This is a genomic window from Ekhidna sp. (assembly GCF_965228795.1).
Lineage (GTDB): Bacteria > Bacteroidota > Bacteroidia > Cytophagales > Cyclobacteriaceae > Ekhidna.
This window is the reverse complement of record NZ_OZ245839.1, coordinates 474,336-491,095: the sequence shown is the minus strand read 5'-3', so window position 1 is coordinate 491,095 and position 16,760 is coordinate 474,336. Positions and strand designations below refer to the sequence as shown.

Sequence of the window (16,760 nt, the reverse complement as noted above, 5' to 3'; positions counted from 1 at the left end):
TTCCGAAAGCTTAGAGAGGCTTTGCCGAAGCATCCCACGATTTATAAGATCGCTTCGTTCCTCGCGATGACGATTATAATTTTTTTCTTCCCCACTACCTTGTTTTGCGACTACTATAACACCCCATCCCCTTGTGAAACGACGAAAGAGCGAGACTTGGGGATCTCAAAATGCTAAATCTTACTTTTAGGGCTTCCCGCTCCTATGCCTGCAGGCATAGGCAGGAATAAATCCGGGACATTCCTCTTTCCCACATTCTTTTTTTATCTTCAAGCGTTAATTACTAACCTTTTAAATATTCTGAAGAACATTCGCCGACACAATGCCTAAAACTTACCTAACCATTATTTGCTTTTTTGTAAATGGATTTCTCTTTTCCCAGGATACTTTAACTAAAGATTCTACTCATACACGTGAGACCAAACGATTAACAGAACAAGAAAGTAAACCTAAAATTGACCTGGACTCAATCGCAAGCCTATCTCGCCAGATCGAACTAAACACCCAACCATCCTATTTCAATGAACGAAACTGGGATGAGTGGGTGATTCTTATTCTTTCCTTAATTGCGGCAGTTGGTACATTTCTAACATGGCAGGGAACGCAACTGACAGCAAAATCTGTGGAAGAAGAGAATAGAAAAAAGCTGATTAAGTCAGACATTCAGGAGAAGATTCTAATAGATCTGATTAGGCATTTCTTTAGAAATAAAATTGTGCTTTGCGCCATGGAGCTGAAACTGCGCAAGGAAGGCTTTGGAAAATTTTATCCGTCAGAAGAGCACCTTTTAAAGCTTAAGGTTTTACCTGAAGATCAGCGATTTGATCGGTTTGATAATATACCCCAGCACTATAATGAGTTACATAAGCTTGAACTCATGTTTCGAAATTTCAACATAGAGGCTGATGTGTGCCTGGTCCACCTTATGGATCCAAAGATGCCTGAAGCAACCAAATTAAAAGATCTGGACACGCTCGAGTTTAAAATGGAATTTCTGACTCGAAAGATCTTAGACCTGATGAAGTCCTTGGGGTTCGATCACTCTACTAAAAGAATTAAAGAATTTTTACTGAAAGAATCCAACAGCTATAAGGATGATAAATCTGAGAAGGAACGAGCGAATATTGAAGTACCTCCAAGACGAGAAGAAAGAAGGTATTATGATGATGAGCTGGGACTAACCGAAATAGTAGATAATGATATCAAAATCGAATATCCAATAATCAAGCTTATTGGCTTTCATTAAATCAATTTGAAACTCAGGTTGCGCTACTCAATGAGCTTTGAAAATTTCAAGCTCCTCCGCCCCGGTTCGTGCCTTCACTGTGAAGATACAAACCACGGCGAAAAAAGTAAATAGTGCATTAAACCTAACTTTTGGAAGTTTGAAACTTTCCAAAAGCTGGTCGTTTCAAAATGTCTCTTTTTAATTCGGCCGAATCGAATGGGCTCATAAGAAAATGTAACACGCAATCATTGTTACAATTAACAGTGCCATAAACACATAGAGGAACAAATTACTCTCTTTATTTGATTTCATGATTTCACGGATTTTTGGACCAGCCTTTACATGGAGCCTAATAATGCTTGAATCTTCCCTGCTAGCATCTCAGCAGCCTTTTCATTCTTGCGAAACCACATTTCTGGTTCCACTAGCTCCAGTTCTGATATGGCCGGATTGCCGTCATTGTCATTAACAATATCCACCCTGGCGTAAATTGGCATGGTCTCGCATGCGTTCACGGCAGCAATCGCAAGGTCTTTTTCAGCCTTGGTAGGTTGGTAATCCTTCACTGTCCCCCCAAAATCATCCTGCACCCTAAAATCTCCCGGCTTGGCTACTTTGAGTACCGCATGGGTATATTCATCGCCAATTAGCATGAGAGACAATTCTCCTCTCTTGATGACGTCATCCTGAAAGGGCTGCAGCATCATGGATTCATCTTTGATGAGGTAGGCATATCGATCCTCATATGCTTCGAGTGTCTCTGGCGTAAGTTTAAAAGTGTCTTTTGCTGCTGCTGATATTGCTGGCTTTAAGACTGTATGCTGCCACCCCAACTCGTCATGCAACTCTTGAAGTGTCCGTTTGTCCCCCGGTTCTATAAAGTAGGTCTCAACGATATTTACTCCCTCGTCTCTTAAATCATTCAGGTAATGCTTATCCAGGTTCCAGATGATGGTGCCATAGTCGTTGACCAACTTGGTTTTCACTGATACTTCCATGAGCCAATCGCTGAATTCTGTAAACTTCTCGGCATAATCCCAGGTGGTTCGGAATACCGCGACCTTTGTTTGTGTCCAGTCAAACGAGGAGTCTGACCATGCCACTTTTCTGGCCTTTAACCCGAGCTTTTCCAATGCATCCAGAACCAACTGATCCTCTGTGATTACATTGTTTATGTACTCATTGGTTTTCTTGGGGTTGACGTACCGCTCATCGGTTAGAATAACAACATCATACATTGTCTAATTGGGATTTTAAAATGGCTAATCCTTCTTTAAAGCTAACAGGATCGTATCCTAATTCCCTTTTTGCTTTATCTAAAATAAATCCTGTTCTTGGCGGTCGTTTGGCAGGTTGAGTGAAAATAGACCCGTCTGCCTTTTCTATTAGCGATTTGTCCAAATCAAAAAAATCTGCAGTTGCCATAGCCATATCATACGGAGTAAGTAAATCCTCCCCTGATATATTCCAAACGCCTTCCGCTCTCTTCTCTGCAATAAGTGCACATCCTTTGGCCAGATCTTCAGCTAGGGTCGGTGTTCGCCACTGATCGTTTACTACCTTAATTAACTGTTTCTCCTCCAGGCTTTTCTTAACCCACAGAATAATGTTGGATCGACTCATGTCATGGACAATTCCATATACAAGCATGGTTCTGACAATCGCGTGTCTTAAACCACTGGCTTGTAAGAGCTTCTCAGATTCCAATTTACTCTCTGCATATTTGCTTAGTGGGTTAGGCGAATCATCTTCTTTGTATGGACCGTCTTCTCCATCAAATATGAAATCCGTGGATAGATGGATCAGGAAACTATCCGTTTGCTTGCAACCCTCTATAAGGTTTGCCACTGCATCTACATTTAGTTCTTGACAGGTGACAGGATCCAGCTCGCACTGATCCACATGGGTCATTGCAGCAGTATTGATCACCACATCCGGCTGATGCTTGGAAATGATTTTAGCAACTTCACTTGCGACAGTGACATCCATCTGCTCATACGTATATGATCCAAATGGATTTCGATTCGCTCCTCGAGCAGATGCAATTACATCTACATCTTCGTTGCTTTCATAAAGCTTCACCAACTTCTGGCCAAGCAAGCCATTCGCTCCTGTGATTAAAACTTTCATTATTCCTCAGAATCCGGATACTCGTAACCGTACTGTTCCGTCACTTCCTTTTTCTTCATCTCCACCACTTCCATGGTTAGAAATACATCTTCAACCGGGGCAGATTGCTCTCCGGTCGCAGGATTTCTTTTCGTTTTAACTTCAGCTATTTTATCAATTACTTCCAGTCCATCGATCACCTTGCCGAAAACAGTGTACTCACCATCTAATGGAGGATATCCTCCAATTCCATGATAAGCTTCCGGATATTCTGACGCGTCTACACTTAGATCAACTCCATACTTCTCCTCCACTAGCTCTTTATTGGCTATCGATAATGCAGTCATTCCTGCGTTATCTCTATTTCTGGCTAGCTCTTGAAATTCCTTTAACAAATCACTATAGGCAGTATCTTGAAGCAATTCACTCATTCGCTGATTCAATTGTCTTACATCGGTAGTCATAAACTCCCATGACATTCCATCGATAATGTAGAATTGAGAAGCGGAAGATTTTTTCTCTGGATTGTTCGCATCCCCCTGGCGTGCTGCAGCTAAGGCCCCTTTTACATGGTACAGACCATCTACAATTTCAGCAGGAATTCTATCACCTTCATCTTCTTGTACACCTTCTTTCTCAGCCACATTTCCTCCCTGTATCATAAAGTCCTCCACAATCCTGTGGAAGTTGGTACTATCGTACTTCCCGGACCTGGCCAGTTCCAAGAAGTTCTTTTTGTGCAGTGGAGTCTCATCGTAAAGAACCACCAGCATATCGCCATACTCCGTTTTGATTTTCACCAGATAGTCTTTGTTTTTATCACCACACCCTGCAAAAACGAGGACGATCAATAAGCTGAATAATATTTTTTTCATGTTCTTCTTTATTTCTAAAGTCGCAAAAGTATCAAAGGTGACTCAGACTACATGAAATCCGTGATTTGACATCCTTTTGAGTTATTTATTTAAAGCTGATTTGATATCATCAAGCACCTTTTTCCCGCCACTTTGCAAAATCTCTTCTGCCAGTGATGTGCCTAGTTCCTCAGGATCACTTCCATGCATCGTTCGCTGAATCAGCTCTTTTCCGTCCAGACTTGCTATTCCCCCCTTTAAAATGATCTGCCCATCAGATTCCATTTCCGCATGGCCAAAAACAGGAATGCTGCACCCTCCATCCATTCTTCTAAGGAATGCCCGTTCGGTTAACAGCATTTTTTCAGTTAGTGGGTGATTGGTTGCCATCTTGATCCTGGAGGCTACCTCTGAATCCATGTTGGCATGGATTTCAATTGCCACCGATCCCTGACCTACCGGTGGAATAAATCGCTCGGTATCGAACCAGTATTTGACCAGGTCGTCATAGTGCATCCGACGAACACCAGCATAAGCAAGTACCAACCCATCCATAATGCCGGACTTCATTTTTTCCAGCCTGGTTTGAAGATTACCCCTCACATCTACCGTGGTGATGTGTGGGTAGTAATGCTTAAGCATCGCTATCCTGCGTGTACTGGAAGTGCCGAGTATCAGTTTAGGGTCGTTAAGATCAACCTCTTTATCAGATACAATCACATCATCAGGTGATTCTCTTTCGCAGAATGAAAGCACACTGAATCCTTCCGGTAATTTTGACTGAAGGTCTTTTGCACTATGAACCGCTATATCAATCTGCCCTCTGCGAAGCATTGATTCCAGTTCTTCAGTGAACACCCCCTTGCTACCAATTTTGGAAAGCGCAACGTTTTGAATTTTGTCTCCTTTTGTTTCAATCGGTACCAACTGTGGTTGAAATCCGCCTGCATCCAATAGGTCAGCCACATAATTTGCCTGCCACATGGCCAGCTTACTTTTCCTTGTACCAATTTTAATAACCGTTCGCTCCATTCAATTCTGAGTCTTTTTTTCGTAGGATAAATTTTTTTGAGATACGTCTACAATGAATTTATTAGTCAAGACTTTTCTGCCTATCAAAAGAGGGTTTTTCATTTCGCTACGATCCGTAAGTGATATGGAAGCCATATAGTTTCTTCCAAATATTTTCATTCTGGTTTTAATGACGTAACGCTTTTGGGCTTTCCCATTCGAACTTTTTACAATCTTCTGCGCCCAGTCTTTGGTTGCATATTCTTTGTAGCCGCTATCGGTATGAAGGGTGAAGTAGAGCATTCCATCTTCCTCATGCACTTTCTTGCAGTGTAGTGAAGAACGGTAAGCTCCCGTATCAATTTTAGCATGAATATCCTGAACCCCAAGGTCAGGGAGATCTATCACATCTAATCTTCCGATTATTCGCTTTTCTCTTTTTTTAGCCATTCAATGCCCTAATGATATCCAGGGACAAATTTAAGTGAGTTATTCGAGGGTTCGAGTTTCGTTCCAAATGAATAAGTGATTCGTTTATTAGTGCATATACCTTTTCCAGCTTCTCCAATCCCAATTTATCTGAAAAGTTGCCAATGAAAGTACCTTCCGCTTCGCTTTGAACAGGAGGTTTTTGCCCGGATACATGTATAACTGCATTCCTAACCAGCGCAATTGCAAAATTCAAGGTGTTTTTTTGAGCTGCTTTACCTGACTTTGAAAATTCTTCGCTTCTCTGGACAAGTCCGACAAGGTTCTTTTTCCAGCATTCCACCATCCACTTTTGAAAGTCCTCGTATTCCTGTGACTCTCCTGCCTCTGCAAGGTGAAGCGCTAACCCGATTTTTCCTTCCGAAAGTTTTGAAACTTGCTCCGCTTTGGCTGGCTCAACTTCCTTACTTTCCAAATAAGCCTTTACCTCTTCGAAGGTATTTGGTGGTACGTTTACCAGCTGTGTTCTTGAAGTGATTGTTGCGAGAAGGTTGTCGTAATTATATGAAACCAACAGATAGAGGGTCTTCTCAGGTGGCTCTTCCAATATCTTGAGAATGGCGTTGGCTGAACTAGGGTTCATCAATTCAGGCACCCAAATGAGAAGAATCTTGTATCCTCCCTCAACTGACCGCATACTTACATTCTTAAGCATTTGACGGCTGTCCTCTCTACTTATAAGCAGGTTTTTGTTTTCCTGACCATACTTTCTGGTCCAGGATTCCAAATCACCAAAAGGCGTTTCAATGACGAACTCCCTAAACCGAGGGATGGCTTCCGCTATTACCTTATCGTACTTGCTTTCATTCGCAGAAATCTTAGGGAAGTGGAGATGGATATCCGGATGCACCAATTTTTTTATACGCACACAATTTGGACACGAGCCACAGCTATCTGCTTCTTGCTTATTCTCACACATCAAATAGCTGGCATACCCCAGCGCCATGGGCAGAACAGCAGTCCCGGGTCTGCCAGCGAAAAGTTGTGCATGTGCTACTTTGCCTCTTTTATGCGCAGAGATAAGCTGATTTTTTAACTCTTCTAGACCCGGTATTTCTGAAAACTGCATCGATTATTTCTTCTCCCAAACCCGATTTTCGGCGGTGATCTCAAAGATATGTGAAAGCATTGCTTTGTCTGCTTCCGAAAACGTTTTGTTTCTACGTTTCATCACCAATTCTGCAGTTTCAAATGCCTTTCTGGTTTGATAGGTGGTGAAGCCAGAAGAGCCACCCCACGCAAATGAAGGAATGATGGTTCGTGGAAAGCCATCACCAAAAATATTAGCCGACACACCTACCGTTGTTCCGGTATTAAACATGGTATTAATCCCACACTTGGAGTGATCCCCCATGATCAACCCACAGAACTGAAGCCCTGTGTCTTTAAATCTGCCTGATGCAAAATCCCACATTTTCACATTGGCGTAATTGTTTTTCAAATTGGAGTTATTCGTGTCGGCACCCAGATTGCACCACTCACCAATTACAGAATTTCCTAAAAACCCTTCATGGCCCTTATTGGAATACCCAAAAATGACGGAGTTTGACACTTCTCCACCGACTTTACAATGAGGACCTATTGTTGTGTCTCCTTTGATTTTTGCTCCCATATTAATGGTGGAATGATCACATAGTGCGAAGGGGCCTCTTATAAGCGCGCCTTCCTGAATCTCTGCGTTTTTACCTATGTAAATAGGTCCATTCTCAGCATTGAGAACGGCTGCTTTTACCCAGGCTCCTTCTTCAAGGAAAATTTGATCACCATATGTTTTGGTGTGAGTGTCATCAAGTGATTGGGATGTTCGCTCCTTTGTAAGGAGTTCAAAGTCATGTTTGATCTCCTCTCCATTCATACGAAAGATGTCCCATGGATGGACCACCTGCTTCACTTCAACTGCTATCGGCTTCCTTTCTCCAAGCTCAAAAGATTCGTCTGGCGCATAAAAGCCGGCTATCATTTGATCTTCGTAAATAAGGCCTTCATCTTGCTTCAACCCTTTAATAGCAGCTAGCAAATCAGATGTAGGCAATACATTTCCAAGGATAGTCAAGGATTTTTCCTGTGGTGGTTCAAACAACTGACCAAGATAATCCTGACTCCTAAAGGCGAGCTTTTCTGCCGATAGCGCCTTGCTCCATTTCTCATGGATTTTGAGTATTCCCACACGAGCCTCTGAAACGGGACGTGTATAGCTTATAGGAAGCATTTGCTTCCAGCTCTCTTCCGTATCAATGAAGGTAATTTGCATGGATCAAACTTAGCTTGTTTTGAGAAATGAGGATAAGAATAAGAAATCTTTTTAATAAATTGCACGTATTATTTTTATTAAAAAAACACGTATGACTACCAAGCTTACATTGACTGTAGATAAGGAAACGATCGAACAAGCAAAAAAATATGCTAAAGAGCAAGGGAGAAGTTTATCAAGTATTGTAGAAAACTACTTGAAGTTACTTTCTTCAAAAGATCGAAACATAAAGGAGTCATCTGATTCTAAGATTATCAAATCACTAAAAGGCTCTTTGAAATTGCCAAAAGATTTGGATTATAAAAAAGCACGCCAGGATAGCTTGATGAAAAAGTATTTGAATGACTAAAGTCTTGATTGATACTGATGTCCTGATTGATTTTTTGGCAGAAAGACAACCACATGCAGATTTTGCAGAGCAGATTTTCTTAGTTGCTGCACGAGAGGAAATTTGTTTGTTCACTACTGGAGATATTTTATCTAATGCATATTATGTCTTAAGAAAGATTTTTTCGCACAGTAAAATACTTGCAAAATTCTCTCAATTACTCCGCTATATGGAAGTCATTGACATTAACAAACAAGTGATCTTAAACGCTATAAGTTCTGGTTTTCGAGACTTTGAGGACGCTCTCCAAAATTATGCCGCAGAGCATTCGGGAGAAATAGACATTATCGTCACCCGAAATGTTAAAGACTACAAACACAGTTCAATTAGTGTCATGACACCTTTGGATTTTTCGAAATCGCTGTAAGAAGGCATAAAAAAAGTCTTCGAGTAAACCCGAAGACTTTTGAATCTCTTTAGGTACAGAATTACTTCTTCTTGTACTTTTTGTTGAATTTCTCCACTCGACCAGCAGTATCCAAGAAGATTTTCTTACCGGTGTAGAATGGGTGTGATGCAGAACTTACCTCTACTTTGATCACTGGGTATTCGTTTCCATCTTCCCATTTAATCGTCTCCTTAGACGTCATTGTTGATTTCGTCAAAAATTTGAAATCACTTGTGGTATCAAGAAAAACAACGTCGTTGTACTCAGGATGTATGTCTTTTTTCATGTGTCTTATATTTCTTTCAATTGTCACATGGAATTCGTGCATTTTCATGCACTCATTTCACTTCTCTCGTCCCTTTTTCAAAAAGGATGGCAAAGATAGGCATTATTTTATCTTCTTCAAACCCATTCATTCAACTAAAATCGAATATGTTTGATTTATGAGACAAACACTCTGGATTCTTAGTCTGCTCATTGCCAATATTTTATGGGCGCAATCTACAGATTTCACATTAGGACACCCGGCTTATCGCATCGTGGAGCTGGAAGAAATAAGAGCTTCTAAGAGCTTTAGTTCTACCGTTAAGCCTTTTTCCAGGTTGTCAGTGTATCATTTGATGGGAAATGAAGGCGGTCTATACCTGAATAAAGAGCTGAGGGATTATACTTCTGATTCCGTCAGATCGAGGACTCCTATCCTGGGAAGATTTTTTCAGTATCCAGCCGACTTTTATTATTACGAAGATGAAAGTTTGGAACTCCATGTAAATCCGGTGATGCATTTTTCCTTTGGAAAAGCGAATGATGCCATTGGGTCTACCTTTATTAATAGCAGAGGTGCGGAGATTAGAGGAAGAATTGACAAGAAGGTGGCATTCTATACCATGCTTACCGAGAATCAAGCCAAGTATCCCGAGTATGTAAACGATATAAGAGACAGCACTTTAGTTGTTCCTTATGAAGGATTCTGGAAGCAGTATGCTACCACAGGTGTAGACTTTTTTAGGGCGCAGGGGTATATCGATTTTGGACTATCAAAAAGCATTTCAGCACAGCTGGGATTCGGTAAGCACTTTGTTGGAAATGGGGTTCGTTCCCTTATCCTTTCCAACTACTCGAATAACTATCCTTATCTAAGGATCAATACATCCACTAAAGTTTTTGATTACACCAACATTTTCGCTGAGCAAATAGCCGGAGTAAGGGGCGGTAGTTTTGGGTTAGAAGGGACGGGAAGCTTCCAGAAAAAATACATGGCATTCCATCATCTCAACATGAAAATAAAGCCTAACCTACATATCGGCCTGTTTGAATCTGTCATGTATGGTGACTCTACCCAGGGCCTGAAATTAGAATATTTAAATCCGGTCATTTTCTATCGGGCGGTCGAACAGCAAGATGGCAGTGAGGACAATGCAATTATCGGTTTAGACTTCAAGTGGAACATTAAAAACCGGGTTTCTCTTTATGGCCAGCTGGTAATTGATGAAATGATCGTCAGTGAGGTGCTTGCCGGTAATGGTTGGTGGGGGAACAAGCAGGGATTTCAATTAGGAGCAAAGTATGTTGATCCTTTTGGGTTGGAGAATGCGATTGTACAAGGTGAAATTAACCGGGTACGCCCCTATATGTATGCACATGAAGATGGATTCACTAGCTACAGTCATTACAACCTTTCTCTCGCTCATCCCCTTGGTGCTAACTTCACTGAATACATTGGTAGATTAAATTATCGGCTCAATGATCAATGGAATTTTGAAGGAGTGCTAATGATGGCTACTTATGGAAATGACATAGGTGGTGTGAATTATGGACGAGACATTTTAAAGGACTATACAATTCGTCGACCGGACGGAAATGGTGGTAGTCTCGAATTTGGGAATTCGCACCTCCAGGGCAATCAAACGGATTTGATGATGGCATTTTTTAGGACATCATATATGTGGCGGCACAATGTTTTTATTGATGCAGATATTACAATTCGTAATGAGTCTGACACAAATGGGTATGTCGACCGATCCACTTCGGTGTTTGGATTGAGCTTCCGATGGAACGTGCCCTCACGAAAGTATTTATTCTAATAAGGTGATCGTTTTTTGAATTGGTTACATCAATAAATCCATCTGTTTAATCATATCCTTCTTTTAAAACTTCAAAAGTTTCCTAACTTTCAGCACGACTCTACTATTTATGAAAAGGTTTAAGCTCATTTTCCACGGCATCTATATTCTGATCTTTCTGGTCATCCTCTACTTTTCTGTGGATATTTTAATGAATACCGAGCAGTATCTCTCTAAGATCAAGCTCTCCTCGTACATTAAGTTTCCTAAGTACGTAATGAGCCTGTTCTTATTCGTCTCCGTACTTATGGCGGTAGAATATATTATGCAGCAAATGAGAATTCACAAACTCAAAAACGATATTGGAGAACTGAAAGGGGAAGTGACCGAACTAAAAGCCAAACTTTACGATAAATCCCAGGAAGCAACAGCAATCGCAGAAGAGATTTCCTTCGATGATGTGGACAAAGGAGATGAGGATGCGGATGAAGATGATGAGGATTAATTAGACATCCTTCACCCACAAAACAGTTAGGTTCTGCTGTAATTCCTATATTTAGGCGCTTAATTGAGAACCAACCTTTCTATGCTTGCTAAAACCTATGGAAGTGCCGTCTATGGCGTAGATGCTTACAAAATCACCGTTGAGGTTAATGTTGGTCAGGGTACCAAGTTTTTCATGGTAGGCTTACCGGATTCTGCGGTGAAAGAAAGTGAGCAACGGGTAGAATCAGCCATCAAGAACCTGGGCTATCGGATGCCACGACAAAAAGTGGTAGTAAATCTTGCTCCGGCAGACATTCGGAAAGAAGGCTCGGCTTACGACCTTCCCATTGCGCTTGGAATTTTAAAAGCATCTGAACAAATCATTGCAGAAAAACTAGAAGACTATGTGATCATGGGTGAGCTGGCGTTGGACGGGGACCTACGCCCGATAAAAGGGGCGTTACCGATTGCTATAGAAGCAAGAAAAAATGGCTTTAAAGGCTTCATCCTTCCAAAAGAAAATGCCTCTGAAGCAGCTATCGTAGATGGGCTGGATGTCATAGGAGTGAATAATATCAAAGAAGCCATTGATCACCTGGAAGGTGAAGTGGTGATTCAACCAACAGATTATGATACCCGGGATGTTTTCTTCAGTGAGCTAGATAACTATGCTTCTGATTTTGCAGACGTACAGGGGCAGGAAAACATCAAACGAGCAATGGAGATCGCTGCTGCCGGAGGACATAATGTAATTATGATTGGCCCACCGGGTGCTGGCAAGACCATGCTGGCTAAAAGACTTCCATCCATCCTGCCTCCATTGACATTGCACGAAGCATTAGAAACCACAAAAATTCATTCGGTGGCGGGGAAGCTTGGAACAGATGCCAAGCTAATTTCCAACCGACCATTTCGTCAGCCTCACCATACCATATCGGATGTGGCCCTCGTTGGCGGAGGGGGTATTCCACAGCCGGGAGAAATTTCCTTGGCTAATAATGGAGTGCTGTTTTTAGACGAACTTCCGGAATTTAAACGTACCGTACTGGAAGTAATGCGTCAGCCATTAGAAGAAAGAAAAGTAACGATCTCAAGAGCTAAAGTTTCATTGGACTACCCATCCAATTTTATGCTTATCGCCAGTATGAACCCTTGCCCGTGTGGCTACTATAACCACCCCGAAAAAGAGTGCGTTTGTGCGCCCGGTGTAGTGCAGCGATATCTCAATAAGATCAGCGGCCCACTGCTGGACCGGATCGATCTACATGTGGAGGTCACGCCAGTCTCCTTCGATCAAATGACAGAAACTCGCAAAACAGAATCCAGTTCTGAAATCCGAGAACGAGTGATTAAAGCCAGAGAAATCCAGGAACAACGTTTTAAAGATCAATCGGGAGTATTCAACAATGCCATGATGAGCTCTAACATGGTCAAAGATGTTTGTCAGATCAATGAAGCAGGAAAGACGCTGTTGAAAACTGCCATGGAACGCTTAGGGCTATCAGCAAGGGCTTATGACCGGATCTTACGTGTTTCAAGAACTATAGCCGATTTAGCAGGTAAAGATGAAATAGCCATCGAGCACCTGGCTGAAGCCATTCAATACAGAAGCCTGGACAGAGAAGGCTGGGCGGGGTAGTCAATATCCTTCCGTCATGAATTAACTATCCATATATAAATGTAAAAAAATGAAATAAATCTAACATACCATTAGCTTTAAATTAAAACCCATTCGTTAACTTTCATATATGAAACATCTTTCTCCACTTTTACTTTGGGCACTATTAGTTACTGGCTTTGGTTCCGGCTCATTGCTTATTTCCTGTAGCCCTGATGAAGTAGATACCACATGCATCGGAGCAGATACCCCATGTGAGGGTTTTTCCTGGAGCTTTGTTGATCCTGATACCTATGAAAACCTGATGGGGAAAGAAGGGCAGCCTATCCACCCAGACACTATTGTCATCCTTAACTTGAGCCAGGATACAATGTATCATGAATTGTTTAGCTATCAAGCCATTGATTGGTGGACAGTGCAATTTATACCAGGCCCTTATCAGGAGCTGAATTGCTTTAATCAATGTCTGCTGGATTCAGCATTCAGCAGGTACTATTATATCTATGTGGGCAATGATGATTGGGATACCGTAGAGGTTCATTTTCCTGCAAATACGAATAGGGCCACCGTCATGGAAGTATATTTCAATGACAAAGATGCTAGTGTTCCAACTGATAGACCCGATTGGACTATTGAATCCTCCTATTGGTTTCAAAAAGATTTTAACTAACCCATACTACTATGAAAACTCACTATCTAGCCTTTTCATTTCTTGCTATTCTTTGTTTTAACTCATACAGCCAGTGCAAAACGTACGGTTCAGATTCAGATAAGTTTATAGCCAACCCCTGGTATGGAAACAACCAGTACCTGACGGATTACCTGACTGACAGGGGTTACATTGGGGACGGATCAAATTATCGTACGTCCTGTCCTGGACCAAGATATCAACTACCGGTGCGTATGGTTGTTTTTAGAAATGGGAGCAACTCTTCTAGTAGTGCAATCAACCAAATCCAGGCAGAAAGTTATCTTCAGGGAGCTAACCAAATGTTTGAAGATGCGGGAACTGGTATCCATTTTTATTTAGAACAATTTGAATTTATCGCAGATAATCAGGCACACAGTGGCATAGATGGTCTACTTGATACCAGCAATGACCCCAACTTCTTTTCATCAATAGAGCTCTTCTTGCGAGATCGGGTAGATGGGATGATCAATATTTACTTTGTGAAAAATACCAGTTCTTCGGAGACCGCAACAGGCACGGCTACTGTTCCTTTTTCAAATCAAATTCCTGCCGAGTTTCCTGGTGCATTATGGTCATGCTGGGTAAAAACTCATAACGGGTCCTCGTTTAGAGGTGAAGATAATATAGTGAACACCTTGGCTCATGAACTTGGTCATGTATTGGGTAATGTTCATACGCACCACCCTGGCAGCCTCAGTATATTCAATCCAAACTTTGACTCAGATAATGCCGAGCAATCTGCTTGCTTTCAGGAAGTAGTAAGTAGAACGCAAACCACAAACTGCATTGGAAATCCAAGTGGGAAAAAATGTGAGGTGAATGGTGATGGACTCTGTGATACTGCCGCTGATCCTAACTCTGCAACTGAGCGGAGTGGAAGTGTACTATTAAAGGGTGTGTCAAACGCTCCTGGCTGTGTTTACTCCGTACCAAATTATGATAATAGATATAAACGAGACAGGAACAATGTGCTATGGAATCCACCAGTTCATAATATTATGTCTTATGCAAATAATACTTGTCAAGATGAATTTAGCAACGGACAGATAGCTATCATGTGGGATCGAATCGAGACAAGGTTTAAAGATTATTTTCAAGGAGATTTTACTGCACCGTCGCTAATCTGTACAAACGGAGGAACAGTAACCATAAACAATTCACCTCCTAACATGAATATATCATGGACTGCAACTCCATCATACCTTTTCCATTCTACAACTCGCTCTGGATTGGGGACATCAGCATTTGTAAAAGCAAAGGATAGTTCGGTAAGTGGTTGGGGAACCATCAGTTTTCACGAGGGGGATAATTGTGATTTTTTTAGTAGTTCGTATAAAGTTTGGATTGGAAAGCCTTCAATTCCATCTGATATAACAATAGTTAGTCCGCAATGGAACTCACAAAATCAAACTTGTCCAAATACGATCTTAGAATTAGTGGTCAATGATCAAAACAATCAAGCTAACATCACCAATTATAATTGGTCTATACAAGGCGCTTCACTCCTCTCGGGTCAGGGTACAGAGTCAGTTTTTGTTAAAATTCCTAATCACTTTGGTACTCGCTATTTAACATTTTCAGTAAGAGCTCAAAATTCATGCGGTTATTCTTCGTACAATTCTCTCTATGGTACATCCAATTCAAACTATGGAGGTTGCGGGGATGGTGGAGGTGGTCCTATGCTTCTAATGTATCCTAATCCGAGTAGTGGAGAATTCGATCTAAATTTCTCTAATCCAGATGAAATGGAAGATTATGTTAGAGTAACAAATACTACAGTTCAGGTCACTATTTCAGATTTAATGGGTGAAAAAGTATTTCATGGAGTCATAAATAAAAACGGATTGCATGTGAACCTTAAGAATTCTAAAAAGGGTATGTATTTAGTTACCTTAAGCGGAAAAGGTTTGGAGGAGAAGGCAACTCTTATTATCGAATAATTACTTTTTAGAGAGCAATTCGTTAAGATTCCTCCTAGGAATTACTTTTTTTGTAACTGTATCAATATTGCAGTATAGTTTACATTGTCTGATTAAGTCCCTTGATAATATCCAAATCCATCATTCGAAAATCAGCACTTCAGTTTCGGAACTTGTTATACAAGGAGGAGTATGAGGATAGAAATAAGGCCTTGCTAGATACCATACTACGTTTCATACAAAAGAAGCATGTAAGAACTATTCATACCTTTTTAGCAATCAAAAAGAATAGAGAACCGGATATATCCCTTTTATTCGAGAAGCTATGGTCGAAAAGTATAGTACTATTTGTTTCTAAAACTGATTTTAAATCTAAGCAGTTGCGTCACTATCGGCTTGATGATCAAACAATACTGGCCAATAACAAAATGGGAATCCCCGAACCTACCAATGCTGAAGAGGCTTCAATTGAAGATCTTGATATCATTTTAGTTCCTTTGCTGGTCAGTGACAAGGAGGGATATAGAATCGGCTATGGCGGTGGATACTATGATCGCCTCCTCAAGGAAACAAAAGCGCTAAAAGTTGGGTTATCCTTATCTCCTCCGGTGGATGAAATTTTGCAACGCGAGGATTGGGACATCCCATTGGATTATTTAATTACACCTTTTAAAATATATAATTATGGCTAAAATCACACTAGGAGGCACAGATACGACTACTATTGGAGACCTTCCTGCGGTTGGCACTGCTGCCCCTGACTTTACTCTGGTATCAAAAGACATGAAAGAAAAAACATTGGCTAGCTACCATGGTCAAAAAGTAATATTGAACATCTACCCAAGTATTGATACCGGGGTTTGTGCCATGTCCACAAAAAAATTCAATGAAGAGGCTTCTAAGCTGGAGAACACACGGATCATTTGTGTTTCAATGGATCTGCCTTTTGCCTTAAAGCGATACTGTGATGCAGAAGGAATTGACAATCTTGACAGTCTTTCAAACTTTCGTGATAGTGGAAGTTTTGGCAGACATTATGGCGTAGAAATCTTTGATGGGGCTTTTAAAGGATTAAATGCTCGTGCTATTGTGGTTATTGATGAAGCCGGGGTTGTTAAATACACCGAAATGGTTCCGGAAATTGGTCAGGAGCCGGATTATGAAAAAGCTTTGGCTGCCATTTAGGGAGTCAAAGCAACCATTCACCATCTTTTTGCATTAAGTAATTGTTATTTGCCGATTCTGACGAAACAATTTGGATAGTT

18 protein-coding genes are annotated in these 16,760 nt (G+C 41.1%); 10 read left to right on the top strand and 8 right to left on the bottom strand.

From position 1 onward, the window contains the following. Nucleotides 1-322 precede the first annotated feature (322 nt). On the top strand, nt 323-1,246 hold the full coding sequence (locus tag ACQK2H_RS02150; RefSeq protein ID WP_425389833.1) for a hypothetical protein: 924 nt from the start codon (nt 323-325) through the stop codon (nt 1,244-1,246). Nucleotides 1,247-1,566: 320 nt separating this feature from the next. Here ACQK2H_RS02150 and ACQK2H_RS02145 read toward each other — a convergent pair whose 3' ends face one another. From ACQK2H_RS02145 to ACQK2H_RS02115, 7 genes are all read right to left on the bottom strand, one after another. Beyond that, nucleotides 1,567-2,466, bottom strand: a complete 900-nt coding sequence (locus ACQK2H_RS02145) for an ATP-grasp domain-containing protein (protein ID WP_425389832.1) — start codon at nt 2,464-2,466, stop codon at nt 1,567-1,569. Continuing rightward, nucleotides 2,459-3,358 carry an SDR family oxidoreductase gene (locus ACQK2H_RS02140; protein ID WP_425389831.1) on the bottom strand — a complete coding sequence of 300 codons (900 nt, stop codon included), beginning with the start codon at nt 3,356-3,358 and terminating at the stop codon, nt 2,459-2,461. The genes ACQK2H_RS02145 and ACQK2H_RS02140 overlap by 8 nt, the downstream gene beginning before the upstream one ends. Next, complete coding sequence (locus ACQK2H_RS02135) at nt 3,358-4,212, bottom strand: peptidylprolyl isomerase (RefSeq protein ID WP_425389830.1); 855 nt, start codon at nt 4,210-4,212, stop codon at nt 3,358-3,360. Before ACQK2H_RS02135 ends, ACQK2H_RS02140 begins: the two co-directional genes overlap by 1 nt. An 81-nt stretch (nt 4,213-4,293) precedes the next feature. Continuing rightward, complete coding sequence (gene hemC / locus ACQK2H_RS02130; protein ID WP_425389829.1) at nt 4,294-5,223, bottom strand: hydroxymethylbilane synthase; 930 nt, start codon at nt 5,221-5,223, stop codon at nt 4,294-4,296. Beyond that, nucleotides 5,224-5,652 carry an ATP-dependent zinc protease gene (locus tag ACQK2H_RS02125; RefSeq protein WP_425389828.1) on the bottom strand — a complete coding sequence of 143 codons (429 nt, stop codon included), beginning with the start codon at nt 5,650-5,652 and terminating at the stop codon, nt 5,224-5,226. It abuts the gene before it with no gap. After that, on the bottom strand, nt 5,645-6,760 hold the full coding sequence (locus ACQK2H_RS02120) for an ATP-binding protein (protein WP_425389827.1): 1,116 nt from the start codon (nt 6,758-6,760) through the stop codon (nt 5,645-5,647). The genes ACQK2H_RS02125 and ACQK2H_RS02120 overlap by 8 nt, the downstream gene beginning before the upstream one ends. Nucleotides 6,761-6,763: 3 nt before the next feature. Then, complete coding sequence (locus ACQK2H_RS02115) at nt 6,764-7,942, bottom strand: GlmU family protein (protein ID WP_425389826.1); 1,179 nt, start codon at nt 7,940-7,942, stop codon at nt 6,764-6,766. A 91-nt stretch (nt 7,943-8,033) separates the two neighbouring features. On the opposite strand from ACQK2H_RS02115, the gene ACQK2H_RS02110 reads away from it, so the two are divergent. Next, nucleotides 8,034-8,291, top strand: coding sequence for a DUF6364 family protein (locus ACQK2H_RS02110; RefSeq protein ID WP_425389825.1), 258 nt, complete (start codon nt 8,034-8,036; stop codon nt 8,289-8,291). Next, nucleotides 8,284-8,697, top strand: a complete 414-nt coding sequence (locus tag ACQK2H_RS02105) for a PIN domain-containing protein (RefSeq protein ID WP_425389824.1) — start codon at nt 8,284-8,286, stop codon at nt 8,695-8,697. The genes ACQK2H_RS02110 and ACQK2H_RS02105 overlap by 8 nt, the downstream gene beginning before the upstream one ends. Nucleotides 8,698-8,758: 61 nt before the next feature. On the opposite strand, the gene ACQK2H_RS02100 is transcribed toward ACQK2H_RS02105, so the two are convergent. Continuing rightward, a complete protein-coding gene (locus tag ACQK2H_RS02100; protein WP_349566598.1) occupies nt 8,759-9,004 on the bottom strand; it encodes a type B 50S ribosomal protein L31 in 246 nt (81 codons plus the stop codon). Nucleotides 9,005-9,161: 157 nt separating this feature from the next. On the opposite strand from ACQK2H_RS02100, the gene ACQK2H_RS02095 reads away from it, so the two are divergent. The 7 genes from ACQK2H_RS02095 to tpx all read left to right on the top strand — a co-directional run bounded on the left by ACQK2H_RS02095 (nt 9,162) and on the right by tpx (nt 16,680). Then, nucleotides 9,162-10,802 carry a hypothetical protein gene (locus tag ACQK2H_RS02095; RefSeq protein WP_425389823.1) on the top strand — a complete coding sequence of 547 codons (1,641 nt, stop codon included), beginning with the start codon at nt 9,162-9,164 and terminating at the stop codon, nt 10,800-10,802. 109 nt (nt 10,803-10,911) lie between these two features. Further along, nucleotides 10,912-11,286, top strand: coding sequence for a hypothetical protein (locus tag ACQK2H_RS02090; RefSeq protein ID WP_425389822.1), 375 nt, complete (start codon nt 10,912-10,914; stop codon nt 11,284-11,286). An 81-nt stretch (nt 11,287-11,367) separates the two neighbouring features. Next, nucleotides 11,368-12,906: a YifB family Mg chelatase-like AAA ATPase gene (locus tag ACQK2H_RS02085; protein WP_425389821.1), complete on the top strand. Its 1,539-nt coding sequence runs from the start codon at nt 11,368-11,370 to the stop codon at nt 12,904-12,906. A 109-nt stretch (nt 12,907-13,015) separates the two neighbouring features. After that, nucleotides 13,016-13,555, top strand: a complete 540-nt coding sequence (locus tag ACQK2H_RS02080) for a hypothetical protein (RefSeq protein ID WP_425389820.1) — start codon at nt 13,016-13,018, stop codon at nt 13,553-13,555. 11 nt (nt 13,556-13,566) lie between these two features. After that, nucleotides 13,567-15,516, top strand: a complete 1,950-nt coding sequence (locus tag ACQK2H_RS02075) for a T9SS type A sorting domain-containing protein (protein WP_425389819.1) — start codon at nt 13,567-13,569, stop codon at nt 15,514-15,516. 101 nt (nt 15,517-15,617) lie between these two features. Then, nucleotides 15,618-16,187: a 5-formyltetrahydrofolate cyclo-ligase gene (locus ACQK2H_RS02070; RefSeq protein ID WP_425389818.1), complete on the top strand. Its 570-nt coding sequence runs from the start codon at nt 15,618-15,620 to the stop codon at nt 16,185-16,187. Continuing rightward, entirely contained in the window at nt 16,180-16,680 is a 501-nt protein-coding gene (gene tpx / locus ACQK2H_RS02065; protein WP_425389817.1) for a thiol peroxidase, read from the top strand. Before ACQK2H_RS02070 ends, tpx begins: the two co-directional genes overlap by 8 nt. The last annotated feature ends 80 nt before the right edge of the window (nt 16,681-16,760 follow it).

Excerpts from the sequence above, each read along its gene's own strand:
- ACQK2H_RS02150 (WP_425389833.1), top strand. The coding sequence starts at position 323 with ATGCCTAAAACTTACCTAACCATTATTTGCTTTTTTGTAAATGGATTT.
- ACQK2H_RS02145 (WP_425389832.1), bottom strand. The coding sequence starts at position 2,466 with ATGTATGATGTTGTTATTCTAACCGATGAGCGGTACGTCAACCCCAAG.
- ACQK2H_RS02140 (WP_425389831.1), bottom strand. The coding sequence starts at position 3,358 with ATGAAAGTTTTAATCACAGGAGCGAATGGCTTGCTTGGCCAGAAGTTG.
- ACQK2H_RS02135 (WP_425389830.1), bottom strand. The coding sequence starts at position 4,212 with ATGAAAAAAATATTATTCAGCTTATTGATCGTCCTCGTTTTTGCAGGG.
- hemC (WP_425389829.1), bottom strand. The coding sequence starts at position 5,223 with ATGGAGCGAACGGTTATTAAAATTGGTACAAGGAAAAGTAAGCTGGCC.
- ACQK2H_RS02125 (WP_425389828.1), bottom strand. The coding sequence starts at position 5,652 with ATGGCTAAAAAAAGAGAAAAGCGAATAATCGGAAGATTAGATGTGATA.
- ACQK2H_RS02120 (WP_425389827.1), bottom strand. The coding sequence starts at position 6,760 with ATGCAGTTTTCAGAAATACCGGGTCTAGAAGAGTTAAAAAATCAGCTT.
- ACQK2H_RS02115 (WP_425389826.1), bottom strand. The coding sequence starts at position 7,942 with ATGCAAATTACCTTCATTGATACGGAAGAGAGCTGGAAGCAAATGCTT.
- ACQK2H_RS02110 (WP_425389825.1), top strand. The coding sequence starts at position 8,034 with ATGACTACCAAGCTTACATTGACTGTAGATAAGGAAACGATCGAACAA.
- ACQK2H_RS02105 (WP_425389824.1), top strand. The coding sequence starts at position 8,284 with ATGACTAAAGTCTTGATTGATACTGATGTCCTGATTGATTTTTTGGCA.
- ACQK2H_RS02100 (WP_349566598.1), bottom strand. The coding sequence starts at position 9,004 with ATGAAAAAAGACATACATCCTGAGTACAACGACGTTGTTTTTCTTGAT.
- ACQK2H_RS02095 (WP_425389823.1), top strand. The coding sequence starts at position 9,162 with ATGAGACAAACACTCTGGATTCTTAGTCTGCTCATTGCCAATATTTTA.
- ACQK2H_RS02090 (WP_425389822.1), top strand. The coding sequence starts at position 10,912 with ATGAAAAGGTTTAAGCTCATTTTCCACGGCATCTATATTCTGATCTTT.
- ACQK2H_RS02085 (WP_425389821.1), top strand. The coding sequence starts at position 11,368 with ATGCTTGCTAAAACCTATGGAAGTGCCGTCTATGGCGTAGATGCTTAC.
- ACQK2H_RS02080 (WP_425389820.1), top strand. The coding sequence starts at position 13,016 with ATGAAACATCTTTCTCCACTTTTACTTTGGGCACTATTAGTTACTGGC.
- ACQK2H_RS02075 (WP_425389819.1), top strand. The coding sequence starts at position 13,567 with ATGAAAACTCACTATCTAGCCTTTTCATTTCTTGCTATTCTTTGTTTT.
- tpx (WP_425389817.1), top strand. The coding sequence starts at position 16,180 with ATGGCTAAAATCACACTAGGAGGCACAGATACGACTACTATTGGAGAC.